General features: G+C 30.7%; 21 protein-coding genes. 14 read left to right on the forward strand and 7 right to left on the reverse strand.

From position 1 onward, the window contains the following. Positions 1 to 47 precede the first annotated feature (47 nt). The gene (locus tag E5167_RS01945) at positions 48 to 404 is read right to left on the reverse strand and encodes a hypothetical protein (protein ID WP_239021921.1); all 357 of its coding nucleotides are present in this window, start codon (positions 402 to 404) and stop codon (positions 48 to 50) included. A gap of 104 nt (positions 405 to 508) precedes the next feature. Then, positions 509 to 3,919, reverse strand: coding sequence for a hypothetical protein (locus E5167_RS01950; protein ID WP_136840485.1), 3,411 nt, complete (start codon positions 3,917 to 3,919; stop codon positions 509 to 511). A gap of 174 nt (positions 3,920 to 4,093) precedes the next feature. Between E5167_RS01950 and E5167_RS01955 the strand changes: the two genes are divergently transcribed. The 6 genes from E5167_RS01955 to E5167_RS01980 all read left to right on the forward strand — a co-directional run bounded on the left by E5167_RS01955 (position 4,094) and on the right by E5167_RS01980 (position 10,516). Next, the gene (locus E5167_RS01955) at positions 4,094 to 5,023 is read left to right on the forward strand and encodes a PD40 domain-containing protein (protein WP_136840487.1); all 930 of its coding nucleotides are present in this window, start codon (positions 4,094 to 4,096) and stop codon (positions 5,021 to 5,023) included. A gap of 96 nt (positions 5,024 to 5,119) precedes the next feature. Then, positions 5,120 to 5,881, forward strand: coding sequence for an exodeoxyribonuclease III (locus tag E5167_RS01960; protein WP_136840489.1), 762 nt, complete (start codon positions 5,120 to 5,122; stop codon positions 5,879 to 5,881). Between the two features lie 43 nt (positions 5,882 to 5,924). Further along, entirely contained in the window at positions 5,925 to 6,884 is a 960-nt protein-coding gene (locus tag E5167_RS01965; RefSeq protein WP_136840491.1) for an OmpA family protein, read from the forward strand. Between the two features lie 72 nt (positions 6,885 to 6,956). Beyond that, positions 6,957 to 7,766 carry a helix-turn-helix domain-containing protein gene (locus E5167_RS01970; protein WP_136840493.1) on the forward strand — a complete coding sequence of 270 codons (810 nt, stop codon included), beginning with the start codon at positions 6,957 to 6,959 and terminating at the stop codon, positions 7,764 to 7,766. Positions 7,767 to 7,875: 109 nt separating this feature from the next. Continuing rightward, positions 7,876 to 9,288: an alpha/beta hydrolase family protein gene (locus E5167_RS01975; RefSeq protein ID WP_169301357.1), complete on the forward strand. Its 1,413-nt coding sequence runs from the start codon at positions 7,876 to 7,878 to the stop codon at positions 9,286 to 9,288. A gap of 193 nt (positions 9,289 to 9,481) precedes the next feature. Next, entirely contained in the window at positions 9,482 to 10,516 is a 1,035-nt protein-coding gene (locus E5167_RS01980; RefSeq protein WP_136840497.1) for an aldo/keto reductase, read from the forward strand. Positions 10,517 to 10,568: 52 nt separating this feature from the next. On the opposite strand, the gene E5167_RS01985 is transcribed toward E5167_RS01980, so the two are convergent. Both E5167_RS01985 and E5167_RS01990 read right to left on the reverse strand, forming a co-directional pair. Continuing rightward, a complete protein-coding gene (locus E5167_RS01985) occupies positions 10,569 to 12,116 on the reverse strand; it encodes an Rne/Rng family ribonuclease (protein WP_136840499.1) in 1,548 nt (515 codons plus the stop codon). 403 nt (positions 12,117 to 12,519) lie between these two features. Further along, on the reverse strand, positions 12,520 to 12,810 hold the full coding sequence (locus E5167_RS01990; RefSeq protein ID WP_136840501.1) for an HU family DNA-binding protein: 291 nt from the start codon (positions 12,808 to 12,810) through the stop codon (positions 12,520 to 12,522). Between the two features lie 137 nt (positions 12,811 to 12,947). Here E5167_RS01990 and mutY point away from each other — a divergent pair, with 137 nt between their 5' ends. The 6 genes from mutY to E5167_RS02020 all read left to right on the forward strand — a co-directional run bounded on the left by mutY (position 12,948) and on the right by E5167_RS02020 (position 18,035). Next, a complete protein-coding gene (gene mutY, locus E5167_RS01995) occupies positions 12,948 to 13,988 on the forward strand; it encodes an A/G-specific adenine glycosylase (protein ID WP_136840503.1) in 1,041 nt (346 codons plus the stop codon). Between the two features lie 157 nt (positions 13,989 to 14,145). Next, positions 14,146 to 14,583, forward strand: coding sequence for a single-stranded DNA-binding protein (locus E5167_RS02000; RefSeq protein WP_136840505.1), 438 nt, complete (start codon positions 14,146 to 14,148; stop codon positions 14,581 to 14,583). Between the two features lie 22 nt (positions 14,584 to 14,605). Continuing rightward, positions 14,606 to 15,907 (forward strand): gliding motility-associated protein GldE, encoded by a 1,302-nt coding sequence (locus E5167_RS02005; RefSeq protein WP_136840508.1) that lies wholly within the window; start codon positions 14,606 to 14,608, stop codon positions 15,905 to 15,907. Then, a complete protein-coding gene (gene gldD / locus E5167_RS02010; protein ID WP_136840510.1) occupies positions 15,908 to 16,483 on the forward strand; it encodes a gliding motility lipoprotein GldD in 576 nt (191 codons plus the stop codon). A 96-nt stretch (positions 16,484 to 16,579) separates the two neighbouring features. Continuing rightward, positions 16,580 to 17,236 (forward strand): hypothetical protein, encoded by a 657-nt coding sequence (locus E5167_RS02015; protein ID WP_136840512.1) that lies wholly within the window; start codon positions 16,580 to 16,582, stop codon positions 17,234 to 17,236. Between the two features lie 235 nt (positions 17,237 to 17,471). Continuing rightward, on the forward strand, positions 17,472 to 18,035 hold the full coding sequence (locus E5167_RS02020; RefSeq protein WP_136840514.1) for a Crp/Fnr family transcriptional regulator: 564 nt from the start codon (positions 17,472 to 17,474) through the stop codon (positions 18,033 to 18,035). On the opposite strand, the gene E5167_RS02025 is transcribed toward E5167_RS02020, so the two are convergent. The 3 genes from E5167_RS02025 to E5167_RS02035 all read right to left on the reverse strand — a co-directional run bounded on the left by E5167_RS02025 (position 18,032) and on the right by E5167_RS02035 (position 20,802). Further along, positions 18,032 to 18,553 (reverse strand): nucleoside deaminase, encoded by a 522-nt coding sequence (locus E5167_RS02025; protein ID WP_169301358.1) that lies wholly within the window; start codon positions 18,551 to 18,553, stop codon positions 18,032 to 18,034. The genes E5167_RS02020 and E5167_RS02025 overlap by 4 nt on opposite strands. Positions 18,554 to 18,980: 427 nt before the next feature. After that, the gene (locus tag E5167_RS02030; RefSeq protein ID WP_136840518.1) at positions 18,981 to 19,676 is read right to left on the reverse strand and encodes a LytR/AlgR family response regulator transcription factor; all 696 of its coding nucleotides are present in this window, start codon (positions 19,674 to 19,676) and stop codon (positions 18,981 to 18,983) included. After that, entirely contained in the window at positions 19,669 to 20,802 is a 1,134-nt protein-coding gene (locus E5167_RS02035; RefSeq protein WP_136840520.1) for a sensor histidine kinase, read from the reverse strand. Before E5167_RS02035 ends, E5167_RS02030 begins: the two co-directional genes overlap by 8 nt. 332 nt (positions 20,803 to 21,134) lie before the next feature. On the opposite strand from E5167_RS02035, the gene E5167_RS02040 reads away from it, so the two are divergent. Next, positions 21,135 to 22,022 (forward strand): ABC transporter ATP-binding protein, encoded by an 888-nt coding sequence (locus E5167_RS02040; protein WP_136840522.1) that lies wholly within the window; start codon positions 21,135 to 21,137, stop codon positions 22,020 to 22,022. Positions 22,023 to 22,025: 3 nt separating this feature from the next. After that, on the forward strand, positions 22,026 to 25,586 hold the full coding sequence (locus E5167_RS02045) for an ABC transporter permease/M1 family aminopeptidase (protein WP_136840524.1): 3,561 nt from the start codon (positions 22,026 to 22,028) through the stop codon (positions 25,584 to 25,586). Positions 25,587 to 25,647 lie beyond the last annotated feature (61 nt).

The raw sequence follows: 25,647 nt of genomic DNA on the forward strand, positions 1-25,647 counted from the left end.
TTGAAATGTGACTGATTGCTTAAAAATCAGAACCGTTTTTTAATGAATTATGCTTGTTTAGGTGGCTGAAACACAGAAGGTTTTTCGAATAAAGAATATGATTCTTTATAAAAGAACGTTTTACCAGAATCTATAAATAAAGCTTCTTTTAGTTCAATAGCTATAGATTGCGGCATAAAAATAGTAGGCGAATGATGGCACGTTTGCTGGTCATGTTTAAAAGGTAAATCTTCGTGCTCTTTATGTTCACTACTGTGATTTATAAACTCTTCGCCATAATGTTCTGCTAAAAACTCAAAAAAATTGTCTCCATATTGCTCTTGATGAAATGAGGCATGTTGCAACAGCGTATTGAGCTTTGAAACATCATCAAAACCAATATTGAAACTTTGAAAAAGTATCAAATTTGCAAATAGTATGGAAAACAACTTTGTCATATCGTTGCTCAAAAATAAATAAAAAACTGAACACTATTGATACCTAGGTTACATTCATTCTAATAAAATATTTAAAAATAGGCTTTTAGCTGTATGTTTCCTGTATGAATGGTTTTACTCAATTTACTTTTCCTTCCAAAATAATTAATGTTTAAATCAAGAAACTGGGTTAGTTTTTTTTGAGCTAATAAGTTCCAAGTGAAATTTTTTCCTGGTTGTAAGCCTTCCATCATTTGGTATCCAACTGGTGAGTTAGGGTTACCTTCAAATTTGTTTGAAAAATAATTTACTTCGGCTGTTATTGCGGCCTTTTGATTATTAGATAGTGCAAATGATACACCATACTTTTGCTGAGTTAATGTTTCTAAATTTCCTATAGTGTTTTCTTTATTTGCATATTGGTAAAACACATCAAATCGAGTAGCATCATTAAATAAATACGAAAGTTTTGGGTTAAGTTTTATTTCATCAATATTATAGTTCTTACTCACAAAATTTTCACTTATACTTTCATTGTTATTAAAAGCCGAATCTAAGTTTAGCAACCATGTATTTGCTATTTTATGGTTAAAATTAAATTGGTGGCTCTTTAAATTATTTTCAATAAACCCAAAAGACAACACATTTCTAGCTTTGTTAGATAAATACATGTAAGATGTTGTGTAATGCTGTTTCCCTCGATTAAAAAAGAGTACATTTCTAAAATTTAATTGCAGTCCTAATTGATTTTCTGCTTCACTTTCAAATGGGTTTAAATTAAAATTATTGCCTTCTCTTTTTATTTTTCTATCAATTAAATATGAGGTTTGATTATAAAAATGCGACCAGAATTTCTGACTTGTATTTTCAGCAGATGACCAAACCGAAGGATTAATAGTTAACGTTTGACTCAACCTATTTTGATGTGTTTTTAAGAATACTTGATTTGGTAATAACACTCTAATATACTTTCCTTGATCTTGAAATTGTGCCAATTCAAATTCTTCCAATTCTTGTATGCCATTATTATTATAATCAATCCAAGTGTAAGCGCCTTGTCCAGGTTCTACTTCAACATACGTAAATTGCTGTTGTGGTAATGTTCCTGAGTTAGTTTCGAAAATAGTATTCCACAACATTATTTGCTTAAACAGTTTTTGACTAAACTGAACTCTTGAGTTTAACGATGGTGAATCCTCGATAGCAGAATCAACACTTTTTAAAACACGATAATTTGCGTAAACACCTAAACTAGTGTTGTTATTTTGAATAAGTTTTGAGCGTACATAGTAGGTATTTGAGGTATTCACTTTTTGAAGCTGGCCGTTTTTAATACTATCATTAACTCGGTTTTTATAACCAATTTCTACAAATACGTTGGTACTATCACCAATGCCAGTAAATACTTCATACGACGAGAATTTTTGACTTAATGGCGTGAGTTCGCTTGTTAATTTTTCCTTTTGCTCATTATCTTCTATAGCAACTTTAGTGCCTATCCAACCCTTATTAAAATTATAAGTAATTCTATTAAAGGATCTTGAAAATTCTGATGTATTTAAACTTGAATTCGATGTTAAAAAACTGGAATTTGAAAAGATGTTAAACCTTCCTAATCGTAAATCTGCTAAAACCACGTGTCGGTTTCCATTAAAGTTTTCAGAATATCCTAAATGCTCAAATTGATAAGTTGCTATCCCTTTGTTTCCATGAACTAACTGCAATCCTGTTTTAAGCAATTGTTGATTTCCTAAAGGCATGTCTAAATTCCAATCTCTGTTAAATTCGGCATAGTACAAGCGTTCAATGGTTTTAAAATCTTCATTCACATAGTCGCCATCTACAAAAGCGTTTAAGTTCCAAAGACTATCTTTTTTAATAATGTTTTGTGTGATTTTTAACTTTCCTGCAAATCCGTTATTGTTAGCATCATCTAATGCCGAAAATAAATTTAGATCATTTTTGCTAGCCGAAATTTCAAAATTAACAATTGTTTTTTCCGAAGGTGTATAAGTTCCATTTACAACAGCCATTTGTAACTTTGTTGGCGCGATTAATTGCACAATGGGTTCGTAATTTCCTTGTGGCACTCCCAAAATTGGCTCAACATATTCGTAAATTGTAGAAATAGCATTGGTGTTACTTACAATATAATTACCTTGATTATCGCCAACCAATGAAAACCTAACACTAAATAATTCATCATTTGGGTCATTAGAAAATACGAATGCCTCTACACCATTAATGGTCTCTTTTTTGTACAGAATTCTATTTTCGTTATAAGCTTCAGGAACTGCCGAAGGTGCTACCATCAAGTTATTATCATCACCTGCATCTTTTAAAATTTGTACCTGTTCGGCAGATAAATTTTGCTGCAAAGGCTGGTTTTTAGCATCCTTTTCTGTATAAACTGAAACACCTATTTTTAGCTTTTCACTTTGATAATTTCCGCCTCCATAACCAACGAATCTTGAGTAATTTCTATCACTAAATTGGTAATCTACCACAATACGCATCTCAGAAGTTATAGGATACGTGGCGTTAAAAATAATTTCACCAGCATTGTAGTCAATAATATAATCGTTGTTTTCTCCTCGCTCTAAAGCAATGCCATTTACATATACCGTTTCACTTCCAGAAACAATCAATACAAATAGCTCTCCATTTTGCCCTTGTAATTTATAAGGTCCTTGATTGCCTTCTTGCCCTTTAAATGTGCTGGTGCTAAATTGACCTCTTACCAAAGCTCCTGCAGCAAAAATATTAGATTTAGAGTCGTCTCCATTTAAATTGGCATTGATGGATAATCCCTGAACACGTTTGGAAAATTGACCAAAATAAGACTCCGTGTTTTGTAAATCGATGTCACCTGCACGAATGTTCCATGTATCACTATACAACTCAATAAATATTTGGTCAAACTCGTCCAACCGTTGTGAATAGCCACTCTCTTGGAGAGGAATATTAGCATCTTGTATAGATGCTCTTAAAGAGACTTTGTCGTTTAGCTTCCCTGAAATTTGTAAATCTAATTCACTGTTTAAAACCGAATTTTGATTATTCCCAACTGTGATCCCTCTAGAAATACTTCCTGAAGTAGTCAAGCCATCAAAAGGAATGAAGCTATTGGTTTCACTTGGTTGTGATAATTTGTAAAGCTTATCTAAATTACTCGTATTTTCAACAATAATACTTTCATCTAATTGCTTATAGGTTCTCGTTAAGAATTCTGGATAACGCAAATATTCAATAATGATAGAATCGGTTTCAATTGGCTTTTTAAATGTTAATAATGCTTTGGAAAAATCAATATTATAAAACGTAGAATCTAATGTAACTCCATTTTTAAGTTTCACTAAAAACATACTGGAATTGATACTCACGCTATCAATCAAAATAGAATCCCTAACAATAACCTTTTTAGTCTTGTAATTAGAGGTTTGTTCTTGAGTAAAGCCCAAAAAACAAAGAAAAAAAAAGAAAAAAGGTAAAGTTAATTTCATCTAGTATGATAAACTAAAAAGCTTATAAAATATTTTGTTAATAGTTTTAAGTTAAAACTCCTTTAAAATTATAGTGTAAAAGTACAGCATTATTTATTTTAGCTGAAAACTAACTTTGCTTATATAATAAGAGACGGTTACCCCAACTTTTTATTAGTAAACATTTTAACAGTAATGAATAAATTTTTATCGATTTTCTTAATCATTGTAACATTTTTTAGTTGTAAGAACGATACTATTTCATATTTCGACCAAGAGCCTCCTTCTACAATTCCTGAATTATTTGCACCATCAATTGTTAATACTGACAGTATCGAACTTAATGTAGTTTTTAATTATGACAATACAGAAATGTTCTTTTCAAGAATTGTGGACAACAGTTTTGTTATTCACCATTCTGAATTGATTAATGGAAAATGGTCTGACATTAAACCTATTAAAATGTATAACGATGATGTTTTAGTTTCAGTTGCTTGTGATCCCACAATTACCAAAGACGGAAAAACAATGTATTTTCTTGGTGTAGACCCTAAGCTTTATAAAAATGATGTTACCCGAGAAGAACTTTACACGATACCACCAGACATTTATAAGAGTAAAAAAGTGAATGGTAAGTGGGAATTAGCCTCTAAAGTGGATTTTTCAGTTTCCACGGAATACTTTGAAACTTATCCTGTAGTTACGGCGGATGGAAGTTTATATTTTCGCTCAAATAGACCAAGTGATGAAGGAGGAATGAATACATATCGTGCACAATATTTAGGAAATGAAAAATTTGAAACACCTGTTATCGTAAACATTAAGGCAAAAAAAAATGAACTAATAACTTATGTTTCACCTGATGAACGGTATGCGATAACTAATGGAGAAGGTAAATTTCAAATAACGTTTAATGATAATGGTGAATGGACAAAACCAAAAGAAATACCGTTAAAATATGAAAGCAATTGGCATTATTATTGTCCGTATATGTCTTCTGATGAGAAATATTTTATCTTCTCCAGAAAATATAATAACCCTGAAAAAAGAGGATGGGCAGGTGTTGAAAAAGGAGAAGTTTATTGGGTAAACGCCGACATACTTTTTAGTGCAAAAAAAAATTAAAATATTTGTTGCTGATCATGCACTAGATTGGCTTTTTAAATTAACTAAAAATTAAAAATATCCCTTCCGAAGCTTCGGAATTATTGAAAAAACAATATGAAAATCATTTCTTATAACGTCAATGGCATTCGCGCCGCAATTAACAAAGGCTTTATTAACTGGTTACAAAGTGCTAATCCTGATGTAATATGTTTACAGGAAACCAAAGCGCATAAAGAACAATTAGAACTATCGCTTTTTGAAGACGCTGGTTATAACTATCATTATTGGTTTAGTGCTCAAAAAAAAGGGTATAGTGGTGTTGCTATTTTAAGTAAAACGGAACCTGACCATGTAGAGTATGGCACAGGCATTCCGACTATGGATTTTGAAGGTAGAAATATACGTGCCGATTTTGGTGATGTCTCGGTAATGAGTATGTACTTACCGTCTGGAACAAATCAACAGAGACTAGATTTTAAGTTTAATTACATGGACGAAATTAAAGAGTATTTAACTTCTTTAAAACAAAACAAACCTAATTTAATTGTTTGTGGCGATTATAACATTTGCCATGAAGAAATTGACATTCACAATCCTAAAATGAAAGGTGTTTCTGGATTTTTGCCAGAAGAACGTGAATGGCTTGGCAACTTTATAGATAGTGGATTTATTGACTCGTTTAGACACTTAAATAAAGATGTACAACAATATAGTTGGTGGAGCTATCGTGCTAATGCCAGAGCAAATAATAAGGGTTGGCGTTTAGATTATGCTATGGTTACTGAACCATTACAAGAAAATATTAAAAGAGCCGTTATACTCACTGAAGCAGTGCATAGTGATCATTGTCCAATTCTAGTAGAAATAAAAAAATAATCAAATCTATATAAATAACCTAATAACAAAAACAACCACAGTTATGATTAAAAAAATATCATTAATAGTATTCACACTAGCGCTTTTAGTGTCTTGTGTATCTCCAAAAGTTTATAAAGAACTAGAAGACAAATACACTAACTTAAAAAAAGAACACAGGCAATTATCAGACGATAATGAAGCACTCCTAAATGCTAAAACAAAGTTGGAAAATAGCTTAAAAGACTTGCAAAAAAATTATGACGAAACCGTCGCTAAACGTGATAAATTGCAAAGTGATTATAATGCCTTAAAAGCTAATTACGATAATTTAACTGCATCTTATGATGCGTTAGAGAAAAATAGTTCGGCCGCTATTGCTGATAATGTAAAAAAGAACCGTGAGTTATTAGCCGAACTTGAAGCAAAAGAACAAGCCTTGGCTGCAGAGAACACACGCCTTGAAGCACTTAAAAAACAACTGGAAGACCGTTCAAATCGCGTTGCAGAGTTAGAAGCAGTGATTGCTGCTAAAGACAAAGCCATGACCGATTTAAAAAATGCCATCTCAAGAGCATTAACCGATTTTGAAGGTAAAGGTTTAACAGTTGAGCAACGCGACGGAAAGGTTTATGTCTCTATGGAAAACAAATTATTATTTAGCTCAGGAAGTTGGGCTGTTGGATCGGAAGGAAGAAGAGCAGTACAGCAACTTGGTGCTGTATTGGCAGACAATCCTGAAATAGCCATTTTAATTGAAGGACATACCGATAATGTACCATACAAAGGCAATTCGCAGTTAAGTGGCAACTGGGATTTATCGACTAAAAGAGCAACAGCTATCGTTAATATTTTAAGGGAAAATGCTAACATTAACCCTGAAAACTTAACTGCTGCAGGACGTGGTGAATATGCACCAATAGCAACAAACGACACTGCTGAAGGTAAAGCGAAAAATAGACGTATAGAAGTAATTTTAACCCCAAAGTTAGATGAACTTTCTAGGTTACTTAATGATAATTAATTGTTGATAGTAAAATAGGCAATAGAAAATAAAACACATCGAACATCGAAGTGCCAAAAATCATATTTTTCAATGGAACACTTAAAACGAGGTGAATATTTTTGCAACGAGAAACAAGTCTTTGATTTCAATAATTTAATTATCACTGAGACTAAATTTAGAAATTCAGTTGTTGATTGGCATTATCATGAAAATCCATATTTCTCCTATTCTTTAGAAGGATATTGCCTTGAAAAAAACAAAAAACAATCTTACCCCGTCCAATCAGGCACTTTATTATTCCATAATTGGCAAGATGTCCATTGCAATACAAATCATTCAGCGTACTCAAGAAATTTTTACATTGAATTAGAAAAGGAATGGTTAAAAAAATATGACATAGAAGATAATATAATGGAAGGAAGCAATCAAATAGACAATCCTTTTTTAAAAGCTTTATATCATCAAATATACATAGAAACTAAACTTAAGGATAATACTTTTCAAATTGCAACAGAAAGTTTACTTCTCAATATTTTTAGTGTCTTGAAAGAAGTTAATATAGCAAAATTCTCCATAGAACCGTTATGGGTAAATAAAGTAAAAGAAATTATTCATGATCAATTTGCAGAAAAAATAACTCTTCAATATCTTTCAAAACAAACCAATATTCACCCAGCACACATATCCAGAGATTTTCCAAAATATTTTGATACTACCTTAGGAAACTATATTAGGAAAGTTAAAATTGAACATTCGGTTACACTATTAATTAAATCTGAATCTCTCACAAATATTGCTTATCAATGTGGGTTTTCTGACCAAAGTCATTTTATTAGATGCTTTAAATCTACCTACAATATGACTCCAAATAAGTTTAAAAGTATTTTAGCTTCACGTTAAATTCATTCTATTTTATGACTCTTAGTCATTTTATATTTGCATGATTCTTTTGAAAGGAAAAAACAGAAATTAAACTAACATGATCACGAAATTTAAATTAATTACAGTAATGAAATATCCTATACTAGTCATTTTTCTATTCTTTATTTCCTTAACAAATGCTCAATCTGAAGAAATTAATGAGGTTATTGAAGATTTTAGACTAGGCATTCTAAACTTAGAAAGTGAAAAAGAATGGTCAAAACTCTTTTTACATGATTCAATTACTTGGGCCATGGTAAGAGAGGGAAAAACAGAGACAGAAAGAAATAATAGCAACCCTAATTTTAGATTCTTTAGTAGCGATCCAATCTCTTTCTTTAGATTTTTGAAAGGAAAAAATCAAAAATTTGAAGAAAAATTTTATGATGTAAGTATTTCTAACACTGAAAAATTTGCTACAGTTGAGTTTCTATACTCCTTTAATGAAAACGGGAAAATTCTTAATTGGGGGAAAGAGTATTGGTCTCTACTAAAAGTGAAAGGAGATTGGAAAATTACTAGTGTTACATGGACCGAAAACTTGCAAAGTATAGAGCAATGTCCTTTTAGTAATATGAAATCTTTTTCTTTAAAACAATATAGATGTCCACCTTGTCCATTCGGCTGTGATGTTGAAATACATGACAATCCAGGGCTGTGCAGTGTTTGCAAAATGGAGTTACAAGAAATTAAAGAAACTAAGTTTGGTGGCTACAAAAAGTCAACCTTCTATATCAAAAACGACAGTATTCAATTGTTTGCGGCATATTATTTACCAGAAGATGTCACTAAAATAAAAGGAGGTATTGTAATTTCGCATGGATCTGCACCATCTACTCACGAAGATGTAGCATATTATACTAAGCTGGCTACTCAACTAAATATGGCTGTTTTAGCATATGATAAAAGAGGAACTGGGTTATCTTCTGGCACCTATGAATATTTTACTGTGGATAGAAGTAAGGAATGGTTTGATATGATTGCTTCTGACTTACAGGTTTGTTTTGAATGGTTAAGAAAGAGGTCAGAACTGAAAGATAAAGAAATAGGCTTTTTTGGAGGTAGTCAGGCAGGTTGGATTATGCCTCTTGCTGCTTCTAGATTAGAAAGTGTTGATTTTATAATTATTGGAGAAGGAGCTGCTGTTTCTGCAGGTGAAGAAGCTTTTCATAGTAATTTGACTGGTGATGGTTCTGGGAATGGTATTTCTATAGATGAAGCTGATAAAAAGCTTAAAACATATAATGGGGAATTAGGGTTTGATCCTAGGCCTATTCTCAAGAACCTGAATACAAAAATTTTATGGTTCTTTGGAACTAAAGACGATGTAATGCCTGTTAATGCATCAATTGAAGTTTTAAATGAAATTAATAATAAAAACTATAAAATTATCATACTTCCTAATGGAGATCATAATTTTAAAAATGTAGAAACAGGAAAACGGTATGACCTAATAGAATATATTGAACCTTGGTTAAAAAAAATTGGAATATTGGAATAATAATCAAAAAAGTTTTTAAATACAACCTGCTGCCAACAACGTATAAATAATTACTAGTTATTTACAATTGTGAAATATAACTCAATAACAACTTAAAGTTATATTAATTAAAACCTTTCAGCTCTTAAAACACTGAAAGGTTTTTTATATTTACGCTTAATCTGAAAAATCTAATTATCCAACAGCCCATAATATGAAATATACCAACCTTCCAAATACTGATATAAAAGTTAGTAAAATTTGTCTTGGCACCATGACATGGGGCAACCAAAATACCGAAGCAGAAGGTCATGCGCAACTGGATTACGCCTTTAATAATGGTGTAAACTTTATTGACACTGCCGAGTTATATCCAGTACCAGCAACTGCCAAAACACAAGGTAGAACAAGTAAAATAATTGGTACATGGTTTCAAAAAACTAGTAATCGTGATAAGGTAATTTTAGCAAGTAAAATTGCTGGAGGAGGCGATTATACAGCACACATTAGAACTACTGGCTTTGTAAAAGGCATTAAAGAGGCTGTAAACAATGAATTAAAACGATTACAAACAGATTATATTGATTTGTTTCAACTACATTGGCCAGAACGCCAAACCAATACTTTTGGCGTAAGAGACTATAATCATAACCCAAACGACCAATGGCAAGATAATTTTAAAGAAGTGCTTCATGTTTTGGATAATGTTATTAAGGAAGGTAAAATTAGACACGTTGGCTTATCAAACGAAAAAGCTTGGGGAACCATGCGCTATTTAGAAGAATCTAAAACAAATGATTTACCGAGAATGATTACCATACAAAATGCCTATTCATTATTAAACCGCATATTTGAAGGCGATATGGCAGAAATAGCCATGCGTGAAAATATTAAACTCTTAGCGTATTCACCAATGGCTTTTGGAGTATTATCCGGTAAATACATTAAAGGCACAGCTGCTGATAATTCGCGATTAAAGTTATTCCCTAGATTTGCTAGATATAGTAGTGAACAATCTACTGAAGCTACAAAACAATATTTACAATTGGCAGAAGCTAACAATTTAAGTTTAGCACAAATGGCTTTAGCTTTTGTAAATCAAAGATCTTTTGTATGTAGTAATATTATAGGTGCCACAAGTGTGGAACAGTTAAAAGAAAATATAGATAGTATTCATGTAGAATTAAACGATGAGCTTTTAAATGAAATTAATGCGATTCATGCTACCATACCAAATCCAGCACCTTAATTTTTCAAGTAGCTATAAAACAAAAAAGCCTCTCCATACGGAAAGGCTTTTTTTATAATGTAATTTCGTTACCATTTTTATCTAAAAAATGATACTCTAGATATGTGTAAGCATCTCTTGGTAAAATTTTCACCCATTTTTTATGTTCAAAATACCATTTTGAACGTAATGATGGAAAGCCTTTTGTTAAAAAGGCTGCTATAAAAGGATGTGTGTTTAAGGTCACCTTTTTATAGTCTTTTTTCATAATTAAATCCAGATCGTGTTTAATTTTTTGCAATAAAACAATTGGTGCTTCAACCTCCTTGCCATTAATACCATTTGGATCTTCCTCTCTGGTTTTAATTTTCATTTCAGGTCGTACACGCTGTCTGGTTATTTGTATCAATCCAAATTTACTTGGAGGTAATATTTTGTGTTTTGCTCTATCATCTTTCATTTCTTCACGAAGATGATTAAAGAGTTTCCTCCTATTATCAGCAGTATTCATATCTATAAAATCTACAACAATAATGCCTCCCATATCACGTAAACGCAACTGTCTTGCCACTTCTGATGCCGAAATTAAATTAACTTCTAATGCTGTATCCTCTTGGTTTCTTGCTTTGTTTGAACGGTTTCCGCTATTAACATCTATAACATGAAGTGCCTCGGTATGTTCTATTACCAAATAGGCACCTTTTGCCATAGATACAGTTCGACCAAAGGATGTTTTAATTTGTCTTTCTATTCCAAATTTTTCAAAAATTGGAACTTTAGATTGATACAACTTAACTATTGATTCTTTTTTTGGTGCAATTTCTTGCACATAATCTTTAATTTGAATGTAAAGCGATTCGTCATCAACTACTATTGAGGAAAATGAATCATTAAATATGTCTCTTAAAATTGAAGAGGCTTTATTCATTTCTCCTAATACTTTACTTGGATGACTTGCTTTGTGTAGCTTTTTACACATTGCGACCCAACGGTCATACAAATTCTGTAAATCTCTGTCTAGTTCGGCTACTTTTTTGCCTTCTGCAACAGTACGTACTATGACTCCAAATCCTTTGGGAGTAATACTTTTTAATAATCGCTTTAATCGATCTTTTTCTTCTTTACTTTCAATTTTTTGAGAAATAGAAATACGATCAGAAAAAGGGACTAATACCAAATATCTACCAGCAATGGATATTTCCGAGCTAATTCTCGGTCCTTTTGTAGAAATTGGTTCTTTAACGATTTGTACTAAAACAGATTGATTTGATTTTAAAGCGTCAGTAATACTGCCATCTTTATCAATATCTTTTTCAAATGGGAAATCTTTTAAAGAATAATCTTTAAGTTTACCTGTGCTTACACGTTTAATGAATTTTAAAAGAGTAGGAAGTTTTGGCCCTAAATCATGATAGTGCAAAAATGCATCTTTTTCATAGCCAACATTAACAAATGCGGCATTTAAACCAGGAACAGATTTTCGGATTTTGGCTATAAACACATCACCAACCGAAAAATTGCTGTCATCTTCATCTTTTTGTAATTCAATAAGTTTTCCATCTTTTAATAAGGCAAAATCAACATTGTTTGAACTAGATCTAATGATCAATTCTTTATTCATTTTGTTAATTTTTATCCATACTATCTAGTTTACAGTTTCATTTTACAGTTTACAGTCATTTTACTGATAACTGATTACTGTTACTGGCTACTGAATTGTACAGATGGATTAAACATATTATTTGATTCACAGGATTTTAATCCAGAAAACTCATGCTTATGCTAGGTAGTAGCATAATAATAACATGAATTTGATATCAAAGAACGATTTTTAATAAAACTGAAAAAGTAGCTTTTTTAAACTACTTTTTCGTATTATTTTTTCTTGTGACGATTAGCGCGTCTTCTTTTTTTACGCTTATGCGTCGCTACCTTGTGTCTTTTACGTTTTTTACCACTTGGCATAAATTAATGCTTTTTAAATTAATACTTCTTTTAATGCTAAACCAAGTTCAGCTAATTTCTTATTTTACTTCTACTTTAGCTTTTACGCCTTCTACAAAAACTTTTGCAGGCTTAAACGCTGGTATATTGTGAGCTGGAATTTTAATAGTTGTATTTTTTGAAATATTTCTACCTGTTTTCTCTGCTCTTGTTTTTACGATGAAACTTCCAAAACCTCTAAGGTAAACATTATCTCCACTCTCTAAAGAGTTTTTTACTTCACTCATAAAAGTTTCTACTGTTGCTTGTACATCTCCTTTTTCAATTCCTAACTTGTCAGAAATTTTAGCTACTATATCAGCCTTCGTCATTATTAATTATTTTTTAGGGTTATCTATTAATTATAAGGGATGCAAATATATGTATTTTAAATTCAATATTTCAAGCCTAAATCATTAAATTTTAATCCTATAAACGTTTATTTTTGCTGCTTATATAATTTAATAAAATGATTTTTAACAATATTTTAACCAACTGGTACTCAATACATAAGCGTGATTTACCTTGGAGAGAGACCAAAAACCCATACTTTATTTGGTTATCAGAAATCATTTTACAACAAACACAAATTAAACAAGGGTTGCCATATTACGAGACTTTTATAAGCAAATTTCCAACCGTAAAAGACCTTGCTGAAGCTAAAGAATCAGATGTTTTAAAGTTGTGGCAAGGACTTGGTTATTACTCAAGAGCTCGTAATTTACACTATTCGGCAAAATACATTTCAAGCATATTAAATGGTCAATTTCCAAAAAACTATAAAGAGTTACTTAAACTAAAAGGCGTTGGCGATTATACTGCTAGTGCCATTGCCTCTATTTGTTACAACGAATCAACTGCAGTAGTTGATGGTAATGTATATCGCGTTTTAAGTAGATATTTTAATATTGAAACTCCTATTAATTCTACTAAAGGCATTAAAGAGTTTAAAATATTAGCACAACAGCTTCTTCCGAAAAGTAATATTGGCGATTATAATCAAGCCATTATGGAGTTTGGTGCTATGCAGTGTAAACCAACAAATCCTAATTGTAAAGAATGCCCCTTACAAGATGGTTGCAAAGCTTTTGCTTTAAACAAGATTAGCCACTTACCTAGTAAACTAAAAAAAACTAAGGTGAGTAAAAAGCATTTTAATTTTTTAGTATTTCTATCTAACGATGGAAAAACTATTTTAGAAAAGAGAACCAAAAAAGGTATTTGGCAAAATTTATATCAGTTTCCTTTAATAGAATCTAAAAAAAGTCTAGCAATTAATGGCATAAAAAGACAATTAGAAAACACATCTTTAATTAATATTGAAAACTATTCGGTTAGTTTATATAATGAAAAGGAAATAATTCACAAACTATCTCACCAACACTTACACACAAAGTTTTGGATAGTTGAAACCGAGAGTTTGTCAAAAAATAGTATAGATACAGCAGATATTAAAACTTACCCAGTACCTATTTTAATAGGAAATTTTATTGAGCAGTTTAATTTTTAAAGCTTTTTTATTACTTTTAAGTAAATTACTCAAAGCTAGCTCACAATGCATTAAAAAGAAAAAATAAAATTTAGGAGTATGCTTTTGAGTATTCAAATCTCGATTATCGAGTAAATCAATTAAAAACCACTAATTTTGTGGTTTAAAACAAATTATTATGTCAGGAACATTAAACAAAGTAATGCTAATTGGGCATTTAGGCGATGAAGTAAAAATGCATTATTTTGATGACAAAAACTGCGTTGGTCGCTTTCCTTTAGCAACAAACGAAACTTACACTAACAAACAAACTAATGAACGTGTAACAAATACCGAATGGCACAACATTGTTGTGCGTAATAAAGCTGCCGAAATTTGTGAAAAATACTTAAAGAAAGGTGACAAAGTTTATATAGAAGGTCGCATAAAAACACGTAAATGGCAAGACGACAAAGGAAACGATCGTTATTCTACTGAAATTTATTGCACCGATTTTACGTTTTTAACAACAAAAGACGAGGCAAATTCATCAAATAACACTTCTCAAAAAGCATCGCAACCTCAAAATCAAGTTAATGAACCTATTGGTGATGATAATGATGATTTACCATTTTAATATTAACTAAAATCTTAAAATATTGGATCCTGATCCCATAAGTTTATTCATCTCTTTTTTAGCAATAGAAACATCCACCATATCTGGGTTAATATTGCTGCTTATATTGTTATTTTGTTCTGCATTAATTTCTGGCGCCGAAGTAGCTTTGTTTTCTTTAACTCAATCAGATTTTAAAGAGCAAACAGAAGACTCAAAGCCTCTTGAGATAATTTCAAAATTATTAGAAAAACCTAAAAAGCTTTTAGCCACAATTTTAGTTGCCAACAACTTTATAAATATTGCCATTGTAATATTGTTTGCTTACTTAAGCGAATTTTATTTTGCAAGTATTTCTCCTGTATGGTTTAAACTTTTAATCGAAATTGGGTTAGTCACTTTTTTAATTTTACTATTTGGTGAAATTTTACCTAAAATTTATGCCAGTAGAAATAGTTTAAAATTTGCCAAATTAATGGCATATCCCTTGCGCTTTTTAGATGTAATTATTTCTCCTATTAGTTTACCCATGCGAAGCATTACAATTGCTATGCACAATAGATTAGGGAAACAAAAATCTAATATAAGTGTTGACCAATTATCGCAAGCATTAGAGCTTACTAGCGAAGAAGACACAACAAAAGAAGAACACAAAATTTTACAAGGCATTGTATCTTTCGGAAATACAGATACGAAACAGGTTATGCGTCCTCGAATTGATATTTTTGCCTTAGACACCACTTTAAAATACAGCGATATTATTCCAGAAATTATAAAAAATGGCTACTCACGTATTCCTGTGTATGAAGATAATATTGATACAGTTATTGGTGTTTTATATGTAAAAGATTTATTGCCTCATTTAGATAAAAAGCAATTCAATTGGGCTTCTTTATTGCGAGATCCGTTTTTTGTTCCTGAAAACAAAAAACTAGACGACTTAATGCAAGAATTTCAAGAAAAAAAGGTGCATTTAGCAGTTGTTGTAGATGAATATGGTGGCACATCAGGTATAGTATCGTTAGAAGATGTTATTGAAGAAATTGTTGGAGATATTAGCGATGAGTTTGATGATGACAATCTAGTTTACTCTAAGCTTGATAACAATAACTTTGTGTTTGATGGCAAAACCACTTTAAAAGATTTTTATCGTATTATTAAAATTGAAAATGAGGAGCTTTTTGAAGCAAAAAAAGGTGAAGCCGAAACTATAGCTGGTTTTGTTTTAGAAATTTCCGGAAGCTTTCCAAAACTTGATAGCAAAATAAATTTTGAGAACTACGTTTTTACAATAGAATCGTTAGACAAAAAACGTCTTAAACAAGTAAAAATAACTATAAATTAAATGAGAACAGTATTTTTAATTTTTATAATTATATGTTGCGTATCGTGTGGAAACGAGCCAATACCAAAGCCAAAAGCTTTTTTAAGACTTGAATATCCAACACATCAATATGCTCAAGTAAAAACTCAGCTTCCTTTTACTTTCGAAAAAAATATGTTCGCTAAAGATATTAGCAACATAAAAGTTTCAAATGATAACAAAACCTACGGTATCGATATTACTTATCCATCATTAAAAGGCACTATATATATTACCTACAAAGAAATTATAGAAAACAATGTAACACCTTATTTGTTAGACGCACAAAACCTTACCCAAAAGCACTCACAAAGAGCTGATGAAATTATAGAACAACCATATATAGACACCACTAATAAAGTTTATGGTATGTTTTATGAAGTTGGTGGCAATGCTGCATCACAATCACAGTTTTATCTAACCGATAGTGTTAATCATTTTGTAACAGGATCGTTATATTTTTATGCTAAACCAAATTACGATTCAATTCTTCCAGCTGCACATTATTTAAAGAAGGACATTCAGCATATTATGGAAACCATTCGTTGGAAAAATTAATTACTTCGAGTTTTCAGTAAATACATTTTTAGAACTAATCATATCAATATTTTATTAAATAGTTTAAATTTGCACACAATGTTAATTATTTAACAAATGAAAACAATTGCAAGTTGTGTCGAAGATGTGCTAATTACGCAGCCTTATCTAGAAGAAGCTCTTTCAAGAGGTATTATTAATTACAGTGCTTTAGCAGAAGAACTGCAACAGCCAATAAGCGACATGCTAAAAAAGCCTGTAAAGTCGGCTGCTATTATGATGGCATTAAGGCGTTATAGCTCGCCAATGGTTCCTGGGCATTCGCTTAAAATGAAAAAAATTATTAATAATTTAGGCGATATAACTGTGCGCTCTAATCTTACTGATTTTACTGTTAAAAATTCGCACACACTAATACAAAATCATTCTAAAATCCTTGAAAAGGTAAAAGGTCAGTCTAAACTGTTTTACACTTTTACCAGAGGCATTCATGAGAGTAATATTATTATTTCTAGCAGCTTAAAACCTTTTATAATGGAGTGTTTTAAAAATGAAACTTTTATCGCAATTCAAGACAATTTATCTGCAATAAGCATTAATTTACCTGAAGAAAACTCAAAAATTGCAGGTTTATACTATCACTTTTTTAAACGGTTGGCTTGGGAAGGTATTATTTTATACGAAGTCGTTTCAACAACAAATGAGTTTACTATTTTGGTTGAAGATGAGTTTGTAGATAAAGCATTTTCGGCTGTTAAGCGATTGAAGAAATAGATTGAGTAAAAATAGTTGCTCTCAACACTGTATAAAATTAATTGCTAAATTAGGTGCCTAAAACACAAAACAAACCATATACAAAAACGTTGAAGCTCATTCAGCTAAACTGAACTTTTGCTGCTAACTCCCACACCAAAAGCATGTGCTTCAACAGACCTAAAATCAAAAAACCAAATTTTAAATTAGTAAATATTGCTTCTTTTAGTTTGAAAACACCTAAGACATCTTTTATATGATTAGAGCAGACAAAGACATTTTAAATTATATTTTATCATTAGAAAAAAAGTCAAGTAAATATATTGTTTTACATCAAGTCAAACCAAAAAGCAAGATTATAAAGCAAAATCATAACACATCTAATATTTATGTATTAAAGAGTGGGATTGCTAAATGTTATCTAACAACAGAAAACGGAAATGAATTTATTCAAGAGTTTTTTGGAGAAGGTCAACTATTTGGAGAGGTAGAAGCTATACATGATACTTTAAGTATTTGTTCTGTAGAAAGTATTAATGAAGTTCAAGTCTATGCTATAAATAAAAATTATTTTAAAGAACTTTTAACTAAAGACAAAAATTTTAATACTTTAATTTTAAAAACACTCACAAATAAAATTGCATATAAGGCTCATAGACATTCTTATAACCAATTTAATTCTATACACTCTAATATTAAAAGACTAGAAAAGATTTTTCCAGAATTAATGCGAATTATATCTAAACAAGATATAGCTGATTATCTAGGAGTTACACTAAGGAGCCTAAATAGAGCTTTGAAGAATCAAGTTGAACCTTAATTGATTTTATGAATCTTTAAAACATCATCCTCTAGCATTGGCCCAACAACTTTTACTTTGCGACCTCCTTTACTAAAAACTTCTCTCGAACCAAGCTCAAATACCCAATTAGGATTTTCTCTACCAAAGCTATCATAAAAAGTCTTTTTACTTAATCCAAAAACTAACTTGCCAATCCCACTCCAATAAATTGCAGATGAACACATTGCACATGGTTCATCACTAGTGTAAATAACGCAGGAATTAAGGAACTTGTAGTCATAAAGTTTACAAGCTTCTCTAATTAAGTTTATTTCAGCGTGTGCCAAACAATCATTATCAGTATTAATTGTATTTTCTCCTTTTAGTAAAACCTTACCATTTGCATCTGTTAAAACACTCCCATAAGGTAAATTTCCTTTTTCTTTTGCTTGTTTAGCTACGTTAATCGCTTCCTTAACTCCGTTCATATCTAGAGGCATAACTTCATTTTGTTTATTTCTACAATTTGTTAGTGTTACCAAAATAATCAATAACATTAAAAATTTTGTTTGTATGTTCATTTGTACCATTAATTTATCAATACAAATGTAAAAGTCTTAGGTTATTTAGAATAGGACATTTGTCCTTTCAGAAAAAATTCAAAACTATGGTTTTTGTAAAAACTCTAATATTAGAACATTAATAGTTAAAATTAATGGGTAAATTTCCGTTTCGTAATTTATAGATGGAATTATTCTATTTGCCTAGGAAGAATTTCGCAGGAACAAATTGGAGAACATTTAATGCATGAGGCAAAGGGTATTGTGATATTAGAGATATTGATAGAATTAAATAGGAAGTTGTAGAAAAAATAAATACAATTAAATTGAAACGACAAACATTTTAACAAATCTTATACAAACTCGTCGCAAAACATTTGAATAATTTAATATTGAAATTCAATAGTGACAATCAATAAAAAAACTAAAACAGTTTACTAACACTTCCTTTATAAGTTTGCCCTATCGGAATTTTATGCTCGTTAATAAGAATTCGATTACCTTCAATAAGTTTGATTTTATCAATCGCTACAATAAACGATTTGTGAACCCGTAGAAAGTTTGATGCATCTAATATATCTTCATAATGCGATATTTTTTGATGGCTTACAATCATTTCGTCCTTTAAAAATAGTTTGGTATAGTTTCCATACGCTTCAATAAAAAGCAAATCGTTTAAATTAATTTGATGATGTTTTTTATCGCCTTTCACAAAAAAACGACTATTATCTGGAACATTAGAAACTTCTCTAACTAACGTTTTTGTGTTTTGAGTTTCTGAAACCTTATTTATTGCTTTCACTAAACGATCAAAGCTAAAAGGTTTTAAAAGATAGTCCACAACATTCAATTCAAAACCCTCTAAAGCATGCTCCTTATAGGCTGTTGTTATTATAGTTTTAGGAGGATTAGTTAATGTTCTTAAAAAATCTAAACCTCTTAGTTTAGGCATGTTAATATCTAAAAACATGAAATCTACCGTATTTTCATTTAAAAACTGTAGAGCTTCCATTGCGTTATAACAGTTCTTTACTAATTGCACATGAGGTAACATGCTACAAAACTCTTCAATAATTTCATGTGCTAAAGGCTCATCATCTACAATAATATATTTAAGCATGTTTAGAAATTTTTAAAGTGGCTAGATATGTGTTCTTTGTTTTATCAATACTTAATTCGTGTTTTTCTTTATACAATAAAGAGAGCCTTCTTTTAAGGTTTTGCAACCCAATTCCATTTGATTCTTGTTTCTCTTTTGAGTCAAAATTGTTTTCGATTTTAAAATAAATAAAATCTTTATCATCGTATAAATTTATATAAATAAAAGCATTTTCTGAAAGTGTTTCAACACCGTGTTTAAAAGCATTTTCTAGAAGAATGATATACAATAGCGGCGCTACATTTAAACTTGTATCTATATTACTGTAATTAAACACTATTTCTACAGATTTTTTGTAACGTATTTTGTGTAACTCTATATAATTGTTTAAATAGTCTATTTCATCTAGAATTTTTACAGTTTCCTTTTCTCCTTCATAAATCGTATAGCGCATCATATCAGATAGTTTTAAAATAACTTCTGGAGCTTGCTTTGAATTTTTAACTGTAAGTGCATAAAGGTTATTTAGAGTGTTAAAGAAAAAATGCGGATTTATTTGTGACCTTAATAAAGATATTTCCGTTTTAGCTTTTTCAGCCTTTAAATTCTGTAGCCATTGCCATTGCTCAAAAAGCCAAACAAGAAAAAAGATTGGTATAGGCAAAAAGAATACATAGAAAGGAAATTCTTCTTTAATTTTTAGATACGCTTCTAAGTCTCCAGAAAACAACCTTAAATAAATAAAGTAAAGTAATAATGGCACATATATTAACGTAATTAATTTCCAATATTTTTTGATAAATTCAGGAATTAGTACGTATGCAAAACCAAACCAAAAACCCATTAATAGGATAAATGTTATTGGGTTATCTGGCAGGCTCATTATAGAGTCAATGCTTACTGTAATAAAGAAGAGTAAGAATAAGCCCAACACTTGTAATACTGTTTTCTGCTTTCTTTTTAAGTAGTTAAAATTATGTATTGGTAGTGCTATTAAAAAACCCCAAATGAGGGCAAAAATAATGATCTCGTAAGTGCTTTCTTCTGGTAAAATAATCAAGTCAATATAGTCCAAGAAGTAGAATATTGGAATGATAACAATATACCCAATAAAAAAAGCTTTGTATTTTTTTAGAAACTTAATCACAACTCAAAAGTAAGTATGTTATACTGTCTTAACAAGAAAATTGACACACACTACTAAAATTGATACCAACAACATCTTTTTACGGCTAAACACGATTGGTATCAAAAATTATTATGTATGGCTTAACAAAAACTTCATTTGTCATATTAATTAGAAACCATTTCTTAATCACTTTATGTTTGTTCCAAATTAATAATAAAACAATAATTATGAGAACTTTAAGTAACAAACAAATCAGTAGTAAACTAAACAAAACCCATTCTTTTAAATGGAACTCTAAAAGACGTTTTAGGTAAAACAACAAAAATATATCAATTAAAAATCTAACAGACATGAATACATTACAAATAAATAATCTTAGTAAAACTTACCCTAATGGTGTTAAAGCACTAAACAGGATCAATTTAAAGATCACTAACGGAATGTTTGGCTTACTAGGTGCAAATGGTGCAGGAAAATCATCATTAATGCGAACTATTGCATCGTTACAAGAACCCTCTTCTGGAAGCATCACATTTAACGATTCGGATATTGTTAAAAATCCAGAACATATAAGAAAGCATTTAGGATACTTACCTCAAGAGTTTGGCGTATATCCAAAAATTTCGGCTGAAAAGTTACTAAACCATTTAGCTGTTTTAAAGGGAATACTAGACAAAAAAGAACGCAAAGAACAAGTTACTGCATTATTACAGCAAGTAAATTTATATCAGCACAGAAAAAAATCTGTTTATACATTTTCTGGAGGAATGCGTCAAAGATTTGGAATTGCACAAGCTTTGTTAGCAAACCCACAAGTCATTATTGTTGACGAACCGACTGCAGGTTTAGATCCAGAAGAAAGTAACCGTTTTTTAAACTTATTAAGTGAAATAGGCGAAAATGTTATTGTTATCCTCTCTACACATATTGTAGAAGACGTAAAAAACTTATGCCCTAGAATGGCTATCCTTTCTGATGGGGAAATTATTTCGCAAGGAAACCCAACAGAATTAGTAGCAAGTTTAGAAGGTAAGGTTTGGACTAAAATTATACCAAAAAAGGATATTGAAATTTACAAAAAAGCGTTTGACGTTATTTCTACAAAACTAATATCTGGAGACACACAAATTAGAGTATTATCGAATTCAAAGCCAGAAGAAGGTTTTAGCTTAATCACTCCTAATTTAGAAGATTTTTATTTCGCTACACTTTTTAATAATCAACAAAAAAAGGCCTAAGTTATGTTTAAGCAATTATTTAATTTTGAAATTTTTTATCAATTAAAACAACGTGCATTCCCAATATTTGCACTCTTGTTTCTAGTGTTAGGCATATTTGTTGGAAGGCAAGGTTTTGCTCCAACAGGCGTTAATTTCAATTCTGTCTATCAAGTCTATTTTCATACAAGCCTTTTTACCTTAGGCAGTGTTTTTATTATTATGTTTTTTGCTATTAGTGCCATACTAAGAGACAAGCAACACAATATGGAAGGCCTTATTTATAGCTCTTCAATAAAAAAAGCACATTATTTTTGGAGTCGTTTTTTAGGAACGTTCGTTTTTAGCGTATTAGCATTTTCACCATTTGTAATTGGATATATTTTTGGAAATTATTTTTCTGATTTAGATCCTGAACGTATTGCAAGCTTTAAATTATTAACCTATTTGCAACCTTGGTTGTATATGGTTTTACCTAATATTTTTTTCTGTTCTGCCATAATATTTTCTGTTAGTACATTAACAAAAAACAGTACTGCAACTTATGTAAGTGCAGTGTTTGTTTATATGTTATATTTTGTGAGCTCCCTCTTTTTAAATTCACCAATGTTAGCACAAGCTGTTCCTGCATCTCCAGAAAGTATGGCAATTGCTGCTGTAGCAGATCCTTTTGGAATTGCCGCATTTTTTGAACAAACGCAGTATTGGACAGCTTTTCAAAAAAACACACAGCTACTTTCTCTTTCTGGTTTGTTTTTATTGAACAGATTTGTTTGGGTATTAGTTTCTGTTGGCATATTACTAATAACATACAGATTGTTCTCTTTTAGAAAAATTTCAAAAAAAGTAAAGAAAGAACCAAAACAAAAAAAGGAGAAGGTGCAATGGTTAGCATATCAACCAAAAAAAGGATTACACAATTTTAAAGCACAAAGAATGGCCTTTATATCTCTTTTAAAATTAGAACTAAAAAGTGTTTTTAAGAGCTTGCCTTTTATTGCAGTCTTGTTAATGTGGTTGTTTATCGTATTCTCAGAATTATATTCAACTGTAGTTAGTGGAGGAGCCTATGGTGTAAGTGTATATCCTTTTACTAATCAATTAATGGATTTAATTGTAGATCCATTAACAATTTTTAGTTTAATTTTAATTATTTATTACAGTGCAGAAATTGTTTGGAAAGAACGCAGTATAAATTTTAATAGCATTATTGATGCAACACCAGTAAAAAACTGGGTATTCTTTGCATCTAAGTTTACAGCATTAGTAGCATTGCCTATACTATTAATTACTTCTGGTATTATAATGTGTATCGCATTTCAGGTTAGTTTAAACTATACAAACTTTGAATTTAGCTTGTATGCATCTTTATATTATCATTACGGAGTACAATTGGTTGTATTTTCTATGATTGCCTTATTTGTAAACAGCTTCGCAAAAAGCAAATACATTGGCATGGGAATTTTTGGTTTAATCGTACTGTTAAGCATGAAATCTGGGTCGCTAGGGCTGGAACACCCTTTAACAAGCCTTGGGTTTATGCCAAGAATTGGGTACAATAACATGGACGGATTTAATGGTGTTTCAAACCTTTTTAACCACCTCTCTTTGTATTGGTTAGCCTTAGGTTTATTGTTAACTTTTATTTCATTTAAAATTTGGAATAGAAGTGTTGTAACAAACCTTGGTTTTAAATTAAAACAGCTAAAAAATGGTTGGACACCTATTCAAAAAGTAGCACTTACATTTTGTGTATTGCTATTTGTTGGAGCTGGCAGTTTGGTTTTTTACAACGTGAATATTGTTTCTAATTATGAAACCTTAAAAGACAATCTAGATTTTAGTGAAAACTATGAACGAAAATTTAAGAAGTATGAAAGTTTAGAAAGGCCTGTTCCTATATCAGTAAAAACAGAAGTGGCTATTTATCCAAAAGAAAGAACATATACTGTTATAGCCAATCAAATTTTAATAAACAAAAGTGAAGATCCATTAACAGAAATATTTATAACTGAAAGAGTTCCGTTAAAAAACGTCAAGATAGAAAACGCACGTTTGGATAACCATGATGCCTTTTATGGAACCTATTTATTCAAGCTGAACAATCCTTTAAAACCAGACGATTCGATAAAATTTAAGTACGAATTAAAGAAAGATTTAAAAGGATATGAAGAAGATAATTCTATTATAAACAATGGTACTTACATTAACCGATTTGCCAATTTTGAACCAATGCTAGGGTACAGTTCTGGACTAGAAATAACAAACCATATTGAGCGACAAAAAAGGAATTTGCCAGAACGTTTAGAAGAAGATAATTCAGATGCTCATATCGTATTAGAGGACTTCAAATATGAAAAAATAAACTTTGAAACTATTATCTCTACAGATAGTGACCAAACTGCCATAAGTTCTGGTCGTTTAATAAAGCAATGGACAAAGGATAATAGAAATTATTTTCATTATAAATCAACCCATAAAATCATGCCTACTGTAGGTTATTTCTCTGCTAAATATAAAACACAGAAAACCGACTACAAAGGAGTTTCAATAGAGCAATATTATGATGTAAATCATGATTTTAATATCGACAACGTTGAAAACAGTGTAAAACAAACCTTAGATTATTGTCAAGAAAACTTTGGGTATTATCCTTTTGATCATGTACGAATTGCAGAAGTTCCTTCACACTGGCCATTCGGAGGTTTTGCTCATCCTGGAGTTATCAGTATGAATGAGGACAGATTATATTTATCTGATGTAAGTAACAAAGAGACTTTTGATTTAGTTGCAAAACGAACCATACACGAAGTGGCTCATCAATGGTGGGGACATATATTATCTGCTAAACCAGTAGCAGGAGGTTCGCTATTTGTAGAAGGATTTGCAAAATATACAGAAGCTGTTGTTATGGAAAGATTGTATGGAAAACGAGCTTTATATACTTTGAGTGAAAATGTTAGGTCTAGGTATTTCTCTGGAAGAGCCTTTGATGGTGATTTAGAACCTCCAGTATATAAAGTACATGGACAAAGTTATATCTCATACGGAAAGGCTTTAACTGTAATGCTTGCTTTAAGAGATTTAATAGGTGAAAATGAGGTAAATAAAGTTCTTAAAACTATTACAAATAGGTATCGTGGCTCTAATAAGCTAGACGCTACTACAATTGAGTTATTAGATGAAATATATAAAGTAACACCAAAAGCATATCATACATTAGTTGACGATTGGTTTAAAAAAGTAATTACATATGATTTAGGTATTGAAGAAAGTTCTTATAAAAAGCTATCGAATGGAACTTATGAAGTTTCGGTAAAAATTAAAGCAAACCGATTTGAGATGCAACCTTCAGGTAAAACCAAAGAAATTGAAATGAATGAGCCTATAAAAATAGGCGTTTTCACAAAACATCCATCACTGGTGAAAGATGATAGCCCAATTTTGCATTACAAATCCTCAAAGATTGACAAAGAGTTTACAGAAATAAAAATTATTGTAAACGAAAAGCCTGCTTATATTTCAATAGATCCTTATGGAACCAGATCTGATGAGAATTTAGTTGATAACACTAAGTCACTATAGTAGTTAAAAAATGATAGATAAAGTTCAAATGTATTAAGTCAATTTCAAGGCTTTACATTTG

The organism is Pontimicrobium aquaticum, assembly GCF_005047595.1.
Lineage (GTDB): Bacteria > Bacteroidota > Bacteroidia > Flavobacteriales > Flavobacteriaceae > Pontimicrobium > Pontimicrobium aquaticum.

What these genes read in the sequence shown, in the direction of transcription:
- E5167_RS01960 (WP_136840489.1), top strand. Translation starts at nt 5,120, where the DNA reads ATGAAAATCATTTCTTATAACGTCAATGGCATTCGCGCCGCAATTAAC.
- E5167_RS01990 (WP_136840501.1), bottom strand. Translation starts at nt 12,810, where the DNA reads ATGACGAAGGCTGATATAGTAGCTAAAATTTCTGACAAGTTAGGAATT.
- E5167_RS01955 (WP_136840487.1), top strand. Translation starts at nt 4,094, where the DNA reads ATGAATAAATTTTTATCGATTTTCTTAATCATTGTAACATTTTTTAGT.
- E5167_RS01965 (WP_136840491.1), top strand. Translation starts at nt 5,925, where the DNA reads ATGATTAAAAAAATATCATTAATAGTATTCACACTAGCGCTTTTAGTG.
- E5167_RS02015 (WP_136840512.1), top strand. Translation starts at nt 16,580, where the DNA reads ATGAAAACAATTGCAAGTTGTGTCGAAGATGTGCTAATTACGCAGCCT.
- gldD (WP_136840510.1), top strand. Translation starts at nt 15,908, where the DNA reads ATGAGAACAGTATTTTTAATTTTTATAATTATATGTTGCGTATCGTGT.
- mutY (WP_136840503.1), top strand. Translation starts at nt 12,948, where the DNA reads ATGATTTTTAACAATATTTTAACCAACTGGTACTCAATACATAAGCGT.
- E5167_RS02025 (WP_169301358.1), bottom strand. Translation starts at nt 18,553, where the DNA reads ATGTTATTGATTATTTTGGTAACACTAACAAATTGTAGAAATAAACAA.
- E5167_RS01950 (WP_136840485.1), bottom strand. Translation starts at nt 3,919, where the DNA reads ATGAAATTAACTTTACCTTTTTTCTTTTTTTTTCTTTGTTTTTTGGGC.
- E5167_RS01975 (WP_169301357.1), top strand. Translation starts at nt 7,876, where the DNA reads ATGAAATATCCTATACTAGTCATTTTTCTATTCTTTATTTCCTTAACA.
- E5167_RS02020 (WP_136840514.1), top strand. Translation starts at nt 17,472, where the DNA reads ATGATTAGAGCAGACAAAGACATTTTAAATTATATTTTATCATTAGAA.
- E5167_RS01985 (WP_136840499.1), bottom strand. Translation starts at nt 12,116, where the DNA reads ATGAATAAAGAATTGATCATTAGATCTAGTTCAAACAATGTTGATTTT.
- E5167_RS01970 (WP_136840493.1), top strand. Translation starts at nt 6,957, where the DNA reads ATGGAACACTTAAAACGAGGTGAATATTTTTGCAACGAGAAACAAGTC.
- E5167_RS02045 (WP_136840524.1), top strand. Translation starts at nt 22,026, where the DNA reads ATGTTTAAGCAATTATTTAATTTTGAAATTTTTTATCAATTAAAACAA.
- E5167_RS02040 (WP_136840522.1), top strand. Translation starts at nt 21,135, where the DNA reads ATGAATACATTACAAATAAATAATCTTAGTAAAACTTACCCTAATGGT.
- E5167_RS01980 (WP_136840497.1), top strand. Translation starts at nt 9,482, where the DNA reads ATGAAATATACCAACCTTCCAAATACTGATATAAAAGTTAGTAAAATT.
- E5167_RS02000 (WP_136840505.1), top strand. Translation starts at nt 14,146, where the DNA reads ATGTCAGGAACATTAAACAAAGTAATGCTAATTGGGCATTTAGGCGAT.
- E5167_RS02030 (WP_136840518.1), bottom strand. Translation starts at nt 19,676, where the DNA reads ATGCTTAAATATATTATTGTAGATGATGAGCCTTTAGCACATGAAATT.